Below are 15435 nucleotides of genomic sequence, written 5' to 3'. Positions count from 1 at the left end.
GAGCGTGCGTCCTCTTGCGGGGCGCGGCGCGCGTCAGCGACTTTAGTGCGACTTGTGGCAGTCCGATTCTTCATTCTTTCACGAGTTGTGTGCGCGCGATCAACACCAGGACCGCCGCGACGAGGAGAACGCCTGATACCACGAGGAATCCGGTGGTGAAGCTGCCCGAAGCGTCCTTGGCGCGTCCGATCACGATCGGGATCGTCGCGCCTCCGATGCTGCCGATCATGCCGACCAGACCGATCGCTCCCGGCGCGCTCTGCCGCGACATGTAGGACTGCGGAATGGTCCAGAACACGGCCTGCGTACCATAGACGCCGACATTGGCAACCATGAATCCGATGATGATCCAGACCGGCGATGTGGAAAAGGCCGCGATCGCGAAGCCCGCTGCGGCGATCACGAAGGTCGTCGCGGCATAGTAGAAGCGCTCACCGACATGATCGGAGTGCCGCGACAATGCAATCATGCCGATCAGGCCGGCGATCGGCGGGATCGCGGTGACGAAGCCGACCTGCGAATTCGGCAGGCCGAACGACTTGATGATCTGCGGCAGCCAGGGGAACAGCGACGCCAGCCCGCAGAACAGGCCGAAATTGCACAGGCCGAACAGCAGCACCATCGGCTTGGTGATGGTCCTGAGCACGCCCTCGGCATGCACCACCCCGGTTGCCCTGGCGTCGCGCTCCAGCGCGCCGGTCAGCCAGTTCCGCTGCGCCGTCGACAGCCAGCTCGCCTGCTGCGGGCGGTCGGTCAGATAGAAGATGCCGACGATCCCCAGGATGATGGGCGGCACGCCTTCGAGGATGAACAGCCACTTCCAGCCCGAGATGCCGAACGTTCCGTTCAGCTCGAGGATCGCGCCGGAGATCAGCGAGGCGAAGATGTAGGAGATCGGCACCGCGTAATTGAACATCGCATTGTAGCGGGCGCGGTAGCTGAACGGAAACCAGAGGCTCAGCAGCAGCATGACGCCGGGAAACAGGCCGGACTCGGCAAAGCCGAGGAAGCCGCGGAATGCATAGAGGCTGAGCGGGCCCTGCGTGAACGCCATCAGCACCGTGGCAATGCCCCACAGGATCGCGATCCGCGTCAGGGTGACGCGCGCGCCGTATTTGCTGAGGATGAGATTGCTCGGGATCTCGAAGATGGAATAGGTGAAGTACATGATGCCGACCGCGATGCCGAACATCTCGGCGTTGAGCCCGAGCTCCTTGTTCATCTGCAGCGCGGCAAAGGAGATGTTTCCGCGGTCGAGAATGGCGAGAAAGTACATCGCCATCACGAACCACATCAGGCGCAGCGCGACCTTGCGAATCGTGGTGCGTTCGATCTCCGGATCGGCGGTCGCGATCGCCGCCTTGTCCATCACGACTTCGGTCATCCCAGCTTCCCCCGATTTGTTGATTTTCTGACGGTCGCTTTACGCGGGCAAGCAGACTTCCAGCCGGTCGCCAACCACGCGCACCGGATAGGTCTGGATGTCGATCTCGACCGGACTGGTCAGCGCCTCGCCGGTCCTTATGTCGAAGCGGCCCATGTGCAGCGGGCATTCGATCTCGCAGCCGTCCAGGATGCCGTCGGACAGCAGCGCCTCCGCATGGGTGCAGATGTTGCTCGTGGCGTAATACTCGTTGCCGACGCGATAGAGCGCGACGTGATGGCCGGTGATCTCGATGCCGTAGGGCTCGCCTTCGCTCAGCGCGCCGAGTGCGGCAGCCTCGTGCCAGATTCCCTGATCCGTCATTTGCCTTCTCAAATGCTGTAGAAATCGAGCACGGTCGGGACCCGGTCATTGACCAGCGTGATGACCTTGCGCGCGATCTTCCAGGTGTCGCCTTCACGCCTCAGCGTGTGCGCATACCGCCCGTGGCGCAGATGCTCCTTGGCGACGCGCGGGTCGTAGACGTGGACCGAGAACACCGAGTGACAGGTGATCTCGTCAGGCCCGGTTTCGGACGCTTCCAGGTTCGAGATCTGGTGCACGGTGCGCGGCAGCGGCAGCGCGGTGATCGACTTGCGCGACTCGATGCGTGCGATCCGCTCTTCCAGCCCGCGCCGTGCATCGTGGTAGAGCAGCGAGACCTGCGTATCGGGATCATTGGTGGTGGTGTATTCGTCGAGCCACCCCGGCACCCAATAGACGGCATCCTCGCTGTACATCGCGACCCAATCGGCCCATTCGCCGCTGTCGAGCAGGCGAGCCTCGCGGAAGATGGTCGCGCCGGCGACCGCGTGGACGTCCGTTTGCTTGATTGCGCCGCCAGCCATCACGCCGTCTCCCCCGCGGCGTGCTGCAACAGCCTGTGCCACTCGCGATAGCCGGGGTGGAAATTCGTCTCGCCGCCGAAGCTGGTGGGGCCGAACGACCATTCGGACGGGGTTATGCCGAGCTCGCGCGTATGCGCGCTTTCGCCGTGGCCGATGTCCGCAACGCCGCGCAGATAGCCTTGCGTGGGCGCGGCTGACGTCGCGTCGTAGCCGGTCTGGCAGAATTCATACATCACGTTGTCGTCGGAGCTCGCGAGTCCGGAGGCGTTGAAGAAGTCCTCGTAGTTGCGAATCCGAAGCGTGCGCGCCGCGGCGCTTTCGCCGACGGGGGCGAGGCAATGCGACACCATCTCGGTCTTGTCCGGCGCCAGCGGCCGCCAGGTTCGGACCTGCGCCGACAGGATGTCGATGACCTGCAGGTTCGGAAAAATCGTGAGGTTGCGTTGCCGAAGCATCCACTTGGCGCGCGTGCTGCCGACGCGTTGCCGCACGGCATCGAGACGCGCCGGGTCCATGCCGAGCGGACGGCCATAGAGCTGCGTGCGTTTGATCGACCAGTTGACGGCATGGCCATAGTCGAAGCTGAAGCTGCCTTGCCCTTCCTGTTCGCCTCCCGGCTCAACCGTGAAACCGGCGTCCGGTCCGGCGGTGGCGTTGCGCTTCTTCAGGATATCGACGTAGGAGCTGTGGGTGGTCGCGAAATGATAATAGTCGAGACCGTTCTCGAACTGCAGCTTCCAGTTCGCATCGAACGTGTAGGTGCTGGCGCCCGGCACGAACTCGACTTCACCGCTGTCGCTCTGATCGATGATGAGGTCGAGGAACGCGCGGGTGTCGCCGAGAAACTCTTCCAGTTGCGGAACGTCGGCTGAGAGGCTTGCGAACAGGAATCCGCGATACGAACCAAGCCGGGCGACCGGGAGCAGGTCGTGATTCTGGTTCGAGAAGGACGGCGGATACTGCCCGCTCGCTTCCTCCGTCACCGAGATGTTGCGTCCGCTCGAGTCGTATGCCCAGCCATGATAGCGGCAGACATGGAATTTCTGCCGTCCCTGCTTGAATGGGCAGACGACCGTTCCGCGGTGCCGGCAGGTGTTGAGGAATGCGCCGACCTTGCCGTCTGCGCTCCGCATCACCAAAATTGGATGCCGGCCGATATGGGTGGTGACGAAATCATTGGGCCGGGCGACCTGGGATTCCAGGCCGATGAAATTCCACGTGGCCTCGAAGATATGCCGCAGCTCGGCGTCGAACACGGCGGGATCGCTGAAGATCCGGCGATCGACTTGGAAGATGCGTTCGCTGGGGCGGTCGTCAACGAGTCGGGAAATCTCCCGCAGTCGAGCCGCGTGGTTCTGCGAAGCAGCGTTCATCACGTCCTCCCTTCGACTAACCGCCGGCCGTGCAAGGCGACCAAGGTCGCCCGCAGAGCCATTGCCGTTTCACGGCTCTCGTCCGTCCACGGCGGGAACAGCTGGCTTGATCGCCAATCTTGGAATGACTCTATAGTTGTCATGACAACTATGGTCAAGACGATTGGTTGACCGGAAGGCGAGTGCCGGACGCAAGAGGGCCAGCCCGGTCGCCTGGAGCGGGCGACGGGATGCAGCGAATGGAGCCGGCGCGGTGGGCACCAGCGCGGAACGAGCAGATCGTTTGGAGGGGAATGACGCGCTCAGGTCTTGCGTGCCGGCGCGGTCAGGATGATTCCCTCATCGATCAGGGCGCGGCAGATCGTCTTCAAGGTTGCAATCGCTTCACGCGTTGCGCGGCTGACCGGCCGTCCGCGCGGCAATGCAAGGATGCGGTCGGCGCGCATCCACGGCAAAAGCGCCGCCGATAGCGCACCGGCAGCGACTTCCTGGTGAATGCCGGAGAAGGGCAACAAGGCATAGCCGAGGCCCGATGCCACCATGCGCTTCATCGGCGTGCTGTTGTCGACCCGTACCGCGCAGAGCATGGTCGACGGGAACGGGTTGCGGCTGAGCGGGGCCACGGCGGACGGCAGGGCGTCGAACTCCTTGCGGGTCAGTCTGCCGCGCTTCAGCAGCGGATCGCGCGCCGGTCCGATCAGGAACACCTGCTCGACCATGAGCAGTTCATAGTCGAGGTGATCGTTGGGAGGCGGCGTCGTCACGATCGCCAGATCGAGCTCACCGCGCAGCAGGCGTTCGGATGCGTTTTCCGTCAAGCCTTCGTTGAGCTCGAGCCGCACGCGTGGAAATTGCTTCACGAATGTCTGGGCCAACGGCGGGTAGAGGATATCGCCGAGGCTTGGCGGCGCGCCGATCCGCACCGTCCCGCTGGGCTCCCGATTTTCCGTGCGCACCTCGGCCTTGATGTCGTCGATTGTCCCGAGCAGCCAGCGTCCGCGCGCGAGCAGCACCTTGCCCGATTCCGTGATCGAGACACCGCGCGCGCCGCGTTCGAGCAAGGCGCCGCCCAATTCGTCTTCGAGTTCCTTGACGTGGCGGCTGAGCGCCGATTGGGCGACGTTCAGCGTGCTTGCTGCGGCGGCAAAGCCGCCACGCTCGGCGACGGCGACGAAATAACGGATCTGCCGCAGGTCCATGACGGACGCTCCATCTCAAAATGAGATGGATACCATATCAAACATATTCTTGTGAGATACCAAAAAAGGGGCAGTCTCTTCCCAACGATCAAACGGAGGAGAGACGAGGATGGGCACCGCCACTGATGAGGCACGCCGACGTCCGTATTCATCGCCGGCGGCGGGCCGGTCGGCCTTGCGATGTCACTGCTGCTCGATCGCTTCGGCATCGACTGCGTGGTGGTCGAGAAGAGCCCGACGACGACAGATCATCCGAAGTCGCGCGGCTGCTGGGTCCGCACCATGGAGATCTTCCGGCAATGGGGGATCGAGCAGGCGATCCGCGACCGCGGCCTGCAGGACAACTCCGACATGTTCGTGTTCCTCGACAGCATCGCGGGTCACGAGTTCGGCCGCACCCGTCCCGAGCCGAATGTCGGACATACCCCCGCCTGGAAGAGCCTGGTCGCGCAGGATGCCGTCGAGGAGGAAATTCTGCGGGTGGTCGAGAAGTCCAAACACGCCACGGTGCTGTTCAACACGGCCTGTGAATCGTTCGAGGAGACCAACAGCGGCGTCGGCGTCACGACACGTTGCGAAGAGACCGGCGAGGTGACGCGGTGGACGGCGACTTACTTGATCGCCGCCGACGGCGCGGGCAGCCAGACGCGGCGCAGCGCCGGGATCGACATGGTCGGACCCTCCACGCTGGCGGTGATGTCGAACGAGTATTGGCGTGCAGATCTGTCGCGGTTGCCGATCGCGCGCGAGGCCGCCGGCTTCATCATCGTCCCCGACAAGCCCGATCTGCCGCGCGCTGGGATCCTGAACACCAACGGCCGGGATCGCTGGCTCACCGTGACGCAAATCGGCCTGACCAAGGATGATCGCGAGCGGCCGTGGACCGACCAGGAGTTCATCGAGATCGCGCGCGGCCATGTCGGCATTCCGGACCTCGACGTCACGCTTTTGAATCGTTCGATCTGGCGCGTCAGCATGCAGGTGGCCGAGACCTTTCGAAAGGGCCGGGTGTTTCTGGTCGGCGACTGCGCGCACCGCTTTCCGCCGACCGGCGGCTTCGGTCTGAACTCCGGCGTTCAGGATGCGCACAATCTCGCCTGGAAACTCGCCTTCGTGTTGAAGGGCCTCGCAGACGAAAAGCTGCTCGACAGCTATTCCAGCGAGCGCCGTCCGATCGCGCAATCCAATGCCAATTTCAGTTTCGGGAACAGGCTGCGATTTGGGCTGACCGACGACGCCGTGCGATCGCGCAATCCGGACCGGATCAGGTTCTGGATCAACGATATGGACAATCATCTGCACAGCATCGGGCAGAACCTCGGACACAATTACGAGGAGGGCGCGGTCATCCCCGACGGTACCGTCGCGAAGGCGTTGAACTCCCGCTACTACACGCCGACGGACCGCCCCGGCGCGCGCTTTCCGCACATGTGGCTGGAGCCTTCGCGCAAGAAATCGACGCTCGACTGGTTCGACAAGGCGTTCACCGTCGTCACGGGGCCGCTCGGCAGCGAATGGCTGGAGGCGGGGAAGCAGGTGTCGGAGAAGACTGGCCTGCCGCTCTCGCTGAAACAGTTGCCGTCCGCCGACCCGGCAGACGGATACCAGCTGGGCATGCGCGGCGCCGTGCTGGTGCGCCCCGATGGACATGTGGCGTGGCGGATGCCGTGGCTGCCGTCGGATCCGGCAAAGGAACTGGCCGGCGCGCTCTCAACGTTGCTGCATTGACGAGGTCTCCGATGCAATTGCTCGAATCCAACGGCGTCGTCACAGCGTTTGAGAAAACCGGGCGCGGCGAGCCGATCGTGCTGCTGCATGGCGGCGAGGCCGATCATTCGATGTTTGGCGGCCTTGCGCCGGTGTTGGCAGCGCATTTCACCGTGATCGCTTATGACCAGCGCGATTCCGGCGCCACCAGGAACCCTCCGTCGTCCTATTCGCTGGCCGACCTGGCTGATGATGCGGCTGCGTTGATCAGGGGGCTTGGCTACGATCGTGTCAATGTCTTCGGAACCTCGCTGGGCGGCCTGATCGCGCAAGTGCTGGCGGCTCGCCATCCCGGCAGCATCGACCGCCTGATCCTGGGCAGCACCTGGAAGGTCAACAGGAGTCCGCTGGACGTCAATGCGGATGTCTTCCGCAAGCTCGCGTCGTACCGCGCGGACACCACAGGCAACGCGCCGAAGATTGCGGAGTTCTTTTTTCCGCCGGACTATCTGCACGCGCGGCCCGAGCTGATCGACATCTTCCGTGGCTCGAGCCGCGACGACGGCCAGAAGGCGCGACGTGGCGCCTTGCTCGCGCAGCCCGTCGCCGCCGATCTGACGGGCTTTGATCGCCCGACGCTGCTGCTGGCGGGTGCTGACGACCGGCTGATTCCGAACGCAGAGACATTTGCGCTCGCCCGCGATCTTGCGCGCGTCGAGACGAAGACCATCGCAGACGTCGGCCATGTCGCGTCGATCCAGGCCCCCGAGCGGGTGGCGGAGGCGGTGACGGCATTTCTGAATTCAAACAAAAAGGCGGCTTGATAACAACAGGGAGAGACCATGGCTGAGCAAACGAGCGCTGTGCCGTTCGACGAAGCGCCGGTGACGACGCGCTATTGGCTATCGATCATCATCTTCGCCATCTCCGGCGTGGTCGATTTCTTCGATTTCTTTGTGGTCGGGTTTCTGGTCTCGGTACTGGCGCCGAAATGGCACCTGACGTTTGGGCAAACCTCGATCATGCTGATGAGCGCCGGCATCGGGGCGATGCTGGGCGCGTTCGCCGCGGGGGTCCTCGCGGATCGGTTCGGGCGCAAGCCGTTGGCGGTTGCCGGCGTTATGCTCTGCGGCCTGACCTCGGGCGCGATCGCGTTCATTCCGGAAGACGGCTGGGTTGCGTTTGCGATCCTGCGCTTTTTCGTCGGCTTCGGCCTTGCCGCGGGCGCGGCGGCGGCAGTTCCCGCCATCGTCGAATTCGCGCCGACCCGCCATCGCACATTGGTCACGAGCCTCGTGGTCGTTCCGGTCGCCTTCGGCGTGCTGTCGGCGTCGGTGACGGCGAGCTTCCTGTTGCCGCTGGTGGGCTGGCGCGGATTGGCGGCGGTTGGATTCCTGCCGATCATCCTCGGAATTCTGACCATGATCATCATGCCAGAATCGCCGCGCTGGCTGATCAGCAAGGGCCGCGTGCGCGAGGCGCAGGCGAGCATCCGAAAGCTCTATCGGGTCGGCGGCGAGTCATTTGTTCTGCCCACGCTGCCGCCGGCGAACCCGGCGACATTCGCCGATCTCTTTGCAGAGCAGCGGCGCTTCTGGTTGACGGTCCTGGTCTGGTTCGGCGCCAGCACGGCAAATTACGGTGTCTTCCTGTGGGGGCCGACGATCGTGGCGCTGCTGCTTGGCGTCTCGCCCCAGGATGCGGCGAAGATGTTCATCTATGTCAGCCTCGCCGGCGTTGTCGGCCGGACCGGCTTTGCCTTTCTCGCCCATCGGATCGGCCGCAAGCCGTGTGGTCAGTTGATGGGCTATGGCACCGCGGTCTCGCTGGCGCTGGCCGCCTATTTTCACAACGATTTTGCCGGCTCGGTCCCGCTGTTCCTAGTCTTCCTGATCGTCGGCGCCCTGTTCTTCGACGGTGGATTTTCGAACATCGGGCCCTATCCCGCGGAGATCTTTCCGGTCCAGCTGTCGGGGCGCGCGGTCGGCCTTGCCCAGCTCTCAAACGGGGTCGGCAAGATCGTAGGTCCCCTGTGTCTCGCACTGATCGCCGGCGCGGATAACGTCGTGCATCCCAGCGCGACCGCGTCGGCGGTGATGCCGGCGTTCTGCTTTCTTGCCGGCGCGGGCCTCCTGATCGGGCTTGCCTTTACGTTCCTCGGCGTCGAGCCGCACGGACGCCCGGTGGTTCTGTTTGGTGAAAACGCGGGCGCGAGCGCCGCACCGAAGCCGCTGGCCGCAAAAGCGGCGGCGGGACAGTGAAAAATGGAAGGTTCTACCATGGACAATGCGCACGACATGGTCGCAACGGCGGCGCCGTTCGATACCGCAAAACTCGATCGGCTGATGGATGAGGCGGGGCTCGACATCCTGGTCGTCACCTCGCGTCACAATGTGCAGTACCTGCTCGGTGGATATCGCTTCTTCTTCTTCGACGTCATGGAGGCAATTGGCACGAGCCGCTATCTGCCTGTCTTCGTCTATCAGAAAGGGCACCCTGAAAATTCCGCCTACATCGGCAACCGGATGGAAAAGTTCGAGCATGAGCTCGGACGGATATCGGCGCCGACCGTCAAAGCGGGCGCATGGGGAACGATTGATGCGATCGGCCTCGCGATTGAACATGTGAGAAGACTTGGGGGCTCCGCCAGGCGCGTCGGCATCGAAGCCGGCTTCCTGCCGGCCGACGCCAGGGATCACCTGCTTGCCGGCCTTGGCCACGTCGAGGTCCGCGAGGCCCATTTCACGCTGGAACGGCTTCGTGCCGTCAAGTCACCGGCGGAACTGGATCTCATCAGAGAGGCTTCCGAACGGGTCGTCGATGCGATGATGGCGACGTTCAAGGGCTGCGCGCCGGGCATGACCAAGAACGACGTCGTCGCCCGTCTGCGCCGTGAGGAGCAGGAACGTGATCTCGTCTTCGAATATTGCCTGATCGCCGGCGGCAAGAGCCATAACCGCGCGCCGTCGAACCAGCGTCTTGAAGAGGGCGACGTGATCTCGATCGATTCCGGCGGAAACTACCGGGGCTATATCGGCGACCTCAGCCGCATGGGTATTCTGGGTGAGCCCGACAGCGAGCTGCGCGAGTTGCTGCAACAGGTCGAGGACATCCAGCAGGTGGCCCGGCGCGCAATCCGGCCGGGCGCCTTGGGTGGCGGCATCATTGCCGCGGGCGAGGCGGCCGTGAATGCTTCTCCGCATCGCGCCGTGCTCGACTTCACCGCACACGGCATTGGGCTTGTCAGTCACGAAGCGCCGCGCCTCACCGCGACCGGCCCGGTACCTTACGCGCCGTATGACGCCGACCGGCCGCTCGAATGCGGGATGGTGATCTCGATCGAAACCGCTCTGCTGCACCCGGCGCGCGGCTACATCAAGCTCGAGGACACGCTGCTCGTCTCCGAATCGGGCTGGGAAGCGCCCGGAGACCACGGCCGGGGATGGAATTCGTCGCGTCTCATCGCTTGAAGCGGTTAACGCCAGGGCGGCATTTTTGGCTGGGTCACCGGTTCAGCTGCGATGCTGCAGGCGCTCGTGGTCAATTTCGGAATAATAGAAATATATCCCTGAATTGCCCGACGTGTCAAGTTGCCCGGTCGACGCCGGCCGCCGCCGGCTACTTTGCATGGGGTTGTTTTCGATATTTTGGCAGCGCCCCCTGCGACGGCCCGGATGACTTCATATGCGCTCGGTCGGGCGATTGATCCGGCGGTCTTCGCTTCACTCGTGCCTCCGGTCATGCGATGCTTCGAGCTGGATGTAGCGGCGGCTCCGTGCCGTCTGCTCGCCAGGGCGGCGCCGACGATGGGCAGGTGCAACCGATATGGATTGCCTCCCCATCGACAGAAGCGACCTGATGACCACTGCCGCCAACGCGCTCCGTGACTACGCCCAACGCATCCTGACCGCCCGTGTCTACGACGTGGCGGTCGAGACGCCGCTCGACTCGATGCCGCGGCTCTCGGAGCGCTTGTCGCGCGCCGTCTTGCTGAAGCGGGAGGATTTTCAGCCGATCTTCTCGTTCAAGCTTCGCGGCGCCTACAACAAGATCGTCAGGCTGCCGGACGCGCAGCGAAGACAGGGCGTCATCTGCGCGTCGGCGGGCAACCATGCGCAGGGTGTGGCGCTGGCGGCGCGCAAGCTCGGCATTCCCGCGACGATCGTGATGCCGAGGACGACGCCCGCGATCAAGGTCGAAGCCGTCCGGCGTTTGGGCGGCGACGTCGTGCTGCATGGCGACACGTTCGACGATGCGCAAACCAAGGCCAGGGAGATCGAGGTCGCGCGCGGCCTGACCTTCGTGCATCCGTTCGACGACCCTGATGTGATTGCCGGCCAGGGGACCGTCGGGATGGAAATCCTGCGCCAGCATCCCGATCCGATCGAGGCGATCTTCGTGCCGATCGGCGGGGGCGGGCTGGCGGCCGGCGTCGCCGCTTTCGTGAAATTCCTCAACCCCTCGATCAAGGTCGTCGGGGTGGAGCCGGCTGACGCTGCCTCGATGGCGGCCGCGCTCGCCAAGGGTAACGTTGTCGCGCTGGATCAGGTCGGACTGTTCGCCGACGGCGTCGCGGTCCGCAAGGTTGGAGCGGAGACGTTCCGGCTCTGCCGCGACCTGCTCGACGAGGTCGTCACCGTGGACACCGACGCCATGTGCGCGGCCATCAAGGATATCTTCGACGACGTGCGATCGGTTGCCGAGCCCTCCGGGGCATTGGCGCTCGCCGGCCTCAAGGCCTACGCCGAGCGCGGCGCGCTGAGCGACGGAAGCCTGATTGCCGTCAACAGCGGCGCCAATCTGAATTTCGACCGGCTGCGCACCATTGCCGATCGTGCCGAGGTCGGCGAACATCGGGAGGCGCTGCTTGCAGTGACCGTGCCGGAGAAGCCGGGCAGCTATCGGCACTTCATCCGCATTCTCGGCTCGCGGGCCATTACGGAATTCAACTACCGCTTTGCCGAGACCACCGCGCCGGCGCAACTCTTTGTCGGTATCGCGCTGAGCCGTGGCGAGGCCGAGAAGCGGGAAGTCATGGAGTTGCTCCGGCGCGAGGGCTATCCGATCCTGGATCTGAGCGAGAACGAGATGGCCAAGGACCATGTCCGCTACATGGTGGGTGGTCGCGCGCCGCTTCTCAGGGACGAGGTGATCTACCGCTTCGAGTTTCCCGAGCGTCCCGGCGCGGTGCTGAAATTCCTCGAGAGCCTGGCGCCCGACTGGAACATTTCGCTGTTTCACTACCGGAATCATGGCGCCGACTACGGACGTATCCTGGCAGGCATCGAGGTCAAGCCTTCGGAGCGCGCGCGGTTCGTTCAGGCGCTCGATGCGCTCGGCTATCCCTACTGGAACGAGAGCGAGAACCCGGCCTATCGCCTGTTCCTCTCCGCCGAGAAGGGATGAAGCGGCGAGGTCCTACGCTGGTCCAGAGTAAAGAGGACGGTTGGCGGTGCAAGACATCGGCGAGCCGCCACGCAATCCGTGCTGAAGAGGCAATTCGTGCTGAAGAGAAAGGCAGTCCGTATGACCGGTGAGGAACGACAATTGCGCGAGGCGATCATTGCCAAGTGCCGATGGATGAATGCGTCGGGTCTCAACCAGGGGACATCAGGCAACATCTCCGCCCGCTACAAGGACAGGATGCTGATCACGCCCTCGGCGACCCCGTATGATTCGATGAAGCCGGAGATGATCGCGTCGATGTCGCTCGAGGGCGACGATGGCGCGTGGGAGGGGCCGCTGCGGCCCTCCACCGAATGGCGCTTTCATCTCGACATCACGCGCGCCCGGCCCGATGTCGGCGCCATCGTCCATACCCACTCGACTTATGCGACCGTGCTTGCGATCGCGCGCAAGCCGATCCTGGCCTGCCACTACATGATAGCGGCATTCGGCGGCACCGACATCCGCTGCGCCGGCTATGCGCGCTACGGCACCAAGGAATTGTCCGATCACGCGATCGCTGCGCTGGAGGGTCGCAATGGCTGCCTGCTCGCCAATCACGGCATGATCGCGCTCGGCGCCAATCTCGACAAGGCGATGTGGCTCGCGGTCGAGCTCGAGACCCTCGCGCGGCAATACTACCTCTCGCTTGCGCTCGACTCGTGGATCATCCTGAGCGACGAGGAGATCGCCGACACCGCAAAGGGGTTCTCCGCCTACGGGTTGCAGATGCCAAAGCCGAACAAGGCCCGTGCGACGACAAAGGCGGCGCCGCGCCGCGCCGAGAAGCGGCGTAGCGGCAAGCGATGACAGGCACTGCGCCGGTCTAGGACGGCATGTTTGACGGCCCCGTCAGCATAAGCAAGACTGATCGAAGTCAAACTGTACTTGCGGGACATATCCGGTGCTCGATTCCGATTCCGATTTGCCTTGGTCGACCAGTTGGGCCGGTCTGCGCTCTGCCATGGCGGCGCTTCTCATCGTATCGATGGTCATCTTCAGCCTACCTGCGTCCGCTCAAGTGGCGTGGCAAATGGCGACGGAATATCCTCGAAGCAATATCTCGGGAGTTGGCTTGGCAAAGTTCGCTGAGCTCGTGTCCGCGCAGACGAACGGGTATGTTACGGTCCGCAATGCGTTCGATAACGAGTTGAAGATCAGCTCCGGCGAAATGTTGCGCGCGGCCCAAGAGGGACGGATTGCCGGTGGCGACGCATTTGCGGGGCCGCTCGAAGCGTCCGATCCGATATTTGGTCTGCCGTCGCTGCCGTTTGTTGTCCAGTCCATCGAGGCGGCGCGGACCATCAACGAGCGCGCGCGGCCACTCTATGAGAAGGCGTTGGCCGCGCAGGGCCTCAAGCTCCTGTACATCACCATTTGGCCGTCCACCGGCCTCTGGAGCGTCCAGCCAATCTCGACGCCGGCGGACCTGCGATCCATTGCCGCGCGGACGTATGACTACAATTCGGCCGAGGTGATGCGCGCGGTCGGTGCAACGGCGGAGTATCTTCCGTTCAACGAGGCAATCGCCAAGGTAAAAAGCCATGAGCTGAATGCCATCCTGACGTCGGGCGACGGCGGGGCCGGCCGAAAGCTCTGGCAGGATCTAACTCATTTCACGGCGATCAACTACGCGATCCCGATCTCGATTGCCTTTGTAAGGGCCGATGCCTTTGACGCGCTGCCGGAATCGGTTCAACGCCAGGTGATGCAGGTGGCTGCCGAGACGGAACAAAGCCAGTTCCAGCTTCTGGCCAATCGCACAGCCGAGAATTATGTGCGCATGCGCGCCAACGGGGTTGAGATCGCAGAGCCGGCGCCGGCTCCCGTTCTCGCCGCGCTCAAGCAAGGTGCGTCGGCACCAATCGCAATGTGGAAGGCCAAGGCTCCTCCGGAAGCCGTGGCTATCGTCGAGCGGGCGTTGCAGCAGCAATAGACGGTGTCATTTGCACGGGCGACGATGAGCCAAGGCGCTGTGCGCGGCGTGCAGCATTAGTTCGTGCGTTGGCTGCGGCCTTGCGGTGCATGCGCATTGACGGTCGATGAGCTGGCCGACGCGGATGCGGTCTCGACCCGAGGGGTGGCAAGATGCAGATTGCGGCGAATGTGAAATTCGAACGTACCGGCGAGCGCAGTTTCGATGGCGGAGAGGTGCGCAGCCCCATCGTCGAGCAACGCATGACCATGACCCGCCGAGAACAATGCGCCTGCGACGAAGATCGGGAAATAGGCGGTGCATCCGACGCCGAGATCCCTGTTGTCGATGCGCCCGCTGAAACCGTTCGCTTCGTTCGGCTTGCGGGGGTCCCAGTTCGCCGGCGGCGCGACACCAAAGTTGCCAAAGCACGGCGACAACCTCAGCTCCCGTCCCCAGGGCAGGCGCGCGATATTGCGCGCGCGATCGAGCGGGACATGCCGGCAGCAAAAGTCCAATGAGGTTTCCCGCGCAGCGCTCGTCGGGGCCCTCATGTTCCAACCCCAGTCCGATCGCAAGCGGACATCGAGGACACGAACCTCGAGCACGTCACCCGGTTCGGCGCCCTCGATATGGATCGGTCCGGTCAATAGCCGCGGTGCGGCTACGTGGGACGCGGGGATGTCGCTGCAGCCAAGCGGTTCGACCAGGTCGCTCACGAGATCGAACGCTTCATCCGGCTCGGCCGATAGCGTTTCGATCGTCACCCGATCACCGGACGCTATTCTGATGACGGGACTGAGCCGACCATCCCACAGTCCCCAATGAAGATGATCTGGTGTCGAGGTAAGATAATGCTCCACGGTCCATCCTCTCTTGTTGGTTCTTGTTGACGCCTGTGCGCCCGCTGCGGCACCAGGCGGGGCCACTTCAACCGGGTGATCGCTGTGGAAGCAGGGCGCTGCATGGCGATGCTTTCGAAAGTGACGTTGGCTCATAAGCACGATCTGTGCCAAGAGCCGTGAACTGGGCAGGACATCCTATCTATCGGCCTATGGTCCTAATACACTCCGCTTCGAGCCGACATTTTGAGCTGGCCAGGTCAACCATGCGGCAGTTCCGTCCGCTCGCGTAGCTGATAGCCGGAACCGTGATAGGCGGGACCGTCAAGTTGGAATAGTGCGCGCTGCTCGTCTCACGTGCAGCCGACCTGTCGTCTTCCATCGCGGATCATCTGAGACATGAGCGAGCTCGCGCGTTCGACTCATGGTTTGCGATCGCCAAGCGGACAATGATGCCGTAGCGCTATTTCAAGTGCTTCGCCCTGTTTCGCGTCAAGGAATGGTCAGCCTTGCCGAGCTGCCTGGTGATTCGGATGTTCTCAACCATCCGGCTGAAGGGCGGCGATGACGCGCCGAGCAGTAGTCACCGGACGCATTAGCTCATCTCTCGCGGCAAGGACTGCTGCGGTCCTTCGATGGCCCCTTCGCCATGGCATGTCGCGGCTGCTGTATCCGCCACGATT

Annotated in this window: 13 protein-coding genes; 7 read left to right on the top strand and 6 right to left on the bottom strand. The window is 63.5% G+C overall.

Annotation, left to right across the window (positions count from 1 at the left end; translation table 11 throughout):
* Positions 1–70: 70 nt before the first annotated feature.
* From H8B02_RS10410 to H8B02_RS10390, 5 genes are all read right to left on the bottom strand, one after another.
* A complete protein-coding gene (locus H8B02_RS10410; RefSeq protein ID WP_229166161.1) occupies positions 71–1384 on the bottom strand; it encodes an MFS transporter in 1314 nt (437 codons plus the stop codon).
* Between the two features lie 39 nt (positions 1385–1423).
* Positions 1424–1747, bottom strand: coding sequence for a non-heme iron oxygenase ferredoxin subunit (locus H8B02_RS10405; protein ID WP_229166160.1), 324 nt, complete (start codon positions 1745–1747; stop codon positions 1424–1426).
* 8 nt (positions 1748–1755) lie between these two features.
* The gene (locus H8B02_RS10400; RefSeq protein ID WP_229166159.1) at positions 1756–2271 is read right to left on the bottom strand and encodes an aromatic-ring-hydroxylating dioxygenase subunit beta; all 516 of its coding nucleotides are present in this window, start codon (positions 2269–2271) and stop codon (positions 1756–1758) included.
* Positions 2271–3644: an aromatic ring-hydroxylating oxygenase subunit alpha gene (locus tag H8B02_RS10395; RefSeq protein WP_229166158.1), complete on the bottom strand. Its 1374-nt coding sequence runs from the start codon at positions 3642–3644 to the stop codon at positions 2271–2273. The genes H8B02_RS10400 and H8B02_RS10395 overlap by 1 nt, the downstream gene beginning before the upstream one ends.
* A gap of 302 nt (positions 3645–3946) precedes the next feature.
* Positions 3947–4843, bottom strand: coding sequence for a LysR family transcriptional regulator (locus tag H8B02_RS10390; RefSeq protein WP_229166157.1), 897 nt, complete (start codon positions 4841–4843; stop codon positions 3947–3949).
* A gap of 150 nt (positions 4844–4993) precedes the next feature.
* Here H8B02_RS10390 and H8B02_RS10385 point away from each other — a divergent pair, with 150 nt between their 5' ends.
* The 7 genes from H8B02_RS10385 to H8B02_RS10355 all read left to right on the top strand — a co-directional run bounded on the left by H8B02_RS10385 (position 4994) and on the right by H8B02_RS10355 (position 13931).
* Entirely contained in the window at positions 4994–6571 is a 1578-nt protein-coding gene (locus H8B02_RS10385; protein ID WP_312000779.1) for an FAD-dependent monooxygenase, read from the top strand.
* 77 nt (positions 6572–6648) lie between these two features.
* Entirely contained in the window at positions 6649–7374 is a 726-nt protein-coding gene (locus H8B02_RS10380; protein WP_229166155.1) for an alpha/beta fold hydrolase, read from the top strand.
* Between the two features lie 18 nt (positions 7375–7392).
* Complete coding sequence (locus H8B02_RS10375) at positions 7393–8811, top strand: MFS transporter (RefSeq protein ID WP_229166154.1); 1419 nt, start codon at positions 7393–7395, stop codon at positions 8809–8811.
* A 3-nt stretch (positions 8812–8814) separates the two neighbouring features.
* Positions 8815–10020, top strand: a complete 1206-nt coding sequence (locus H8B02_RS10370) for a M24 family metallopeptidase (protein WP_229166153.1) — start codon at positions 8815–8817, stop codon at positions 10018–10020.
* Between the two features lie 388 nt (positions 10021–10408).
* On the top strand, positions 10409–11956 hold the full coding sequence (gene ilvA, locus H8B02_RS10365) for a threonine ammonia-lyase, biosynthetic (protein ID WP_229166152.1): 1548 nt from the start codon (positions 10409–10411) through the stop codon (positions 11954–11956).
* Positions 11957–12076: 120 nt separating this feature from the next.
* Positions 12077–12805 carry a class II aldolase/adducin family protein gene (locus H8B02_RS10360; protein ID WP_229166151.1) on the top strand — a complete coding sequence of 243 codons (729 nt, stop codon included), beginning with the start codon at positions 12077–12079 and terminating at the stop codon, positions 12803–12805.
* A 154-nt stretch (positions 12806–12959) separates the two neighbouring features.
* A complete protein-coding gene (locus tag H8B02_RS10355; protein ID WP_229166176.1) occupies positions 12960–13931 on the top strand; it encodes a TRAP transporter substrate-binding protein in 972 nt (323 codons plus the stop codon).
* A gap of 56 nt (positions 13932–13987) precedes the next feature.
* Here H8B02_RS10355 and H8B02_RS10350 read toward each other — a convergent pair whose 3' ends face one another.
* A complete protein-coding gene (locus H8B02_RS10350) occupies positions 13988–14926 on the bottom strand; it encodes an acetamidase/formamidase family protein (RefSeq protein WP_229166150.1) in 939 nt (312 codons plus the stop codon).
* Between the last annotated feature and the right edge of the window lie 509 nt (positions 14927–15435).

This window comes from Bradyrhizobium altum (genome assembly GCF_020889705.1).
In the GTDB taxonomy this organism is placed as follows: Bacteria; Pseudomonadota; Alphaproteobacteria; order Rhizobiales; family Xanthobacteraceae; genus Bradyrhizobium; species Bradyrhizobium altum.
The sequence above is the reverse complement of the archived record's forward strand: the minus strand, read 5'-3'. Positions and strand labels throughout refer to the sequence as shown.

Coding starts and splice junctions, on each gene's coding strand:
- H8B02_RS10410 (WP_229166161.1), bottom strand. CDS start 1,384: ATGACCGAAGTCGTGATGGACAAGGCGGCGATCGCGACCGCCGATCCG.
- H8B02_RS10405 (WP_229166160.1), bottom strand. CDS start 1,747: ATGACGGATCAGGGAATCTGGCACGAGGCTGCCGCACTCGGCGCGCTG.
- H8B02_RS10400 (WP_229166159.1), bottom strand. CDS start 2,271: ATGGCTGGCGGCGCAATCAAGCAAACGGACGTCCACGCGGTCGCCGGC.
- H8B02_RS10395 (WP_229166158.1), bottom strand. CDS start 3,644: ATGAACGCTGCTTCGCAGAACCACGCGGCTCGACTGCGGGAGATTTCC.
- H8B02_RS10390 (WP_229166157.1), bottom strand. CDS start 4,843: ATGGACCTGCGGCAGATCCGTTATTTCGTCGCCGTCGCCGAGCGTGGC.
- H8B02_RS10375 (WP_229166154.1), top strand. CDS start 7,393: ATGGCTGAGCAAACGAGCGCTGTGCCGTTCGACGAAGCGCCGGTGACG.
- H8B02_RS10370 (WP_229166153.1), top strand. CDS start 8,815: ATGGAAGGTTCTACCATGGACAATGCGCACGACATGGTCGCAACGGCG.
- ilvA (WP_229166152.1), top strand. CDS start 10,409: ATGACCACTGCCGCCAACGCGCTCCGTGACTACGCCCAACGCATCCTG.
- H8B02_RS10360 (WP_229166151.1), top strand. CDS start 12,077: ATGACCGGTGAGGAACGACAATTGCGCGAGGCGATCATTGCCAAGTGC.
- H8B02_RS10355 (WP_229166176.1), top strand. CDS start 12,960: ATGGCGGCGCTTCTCATCGTATCGATGGTCATCTTCAGCCTACCTGCG.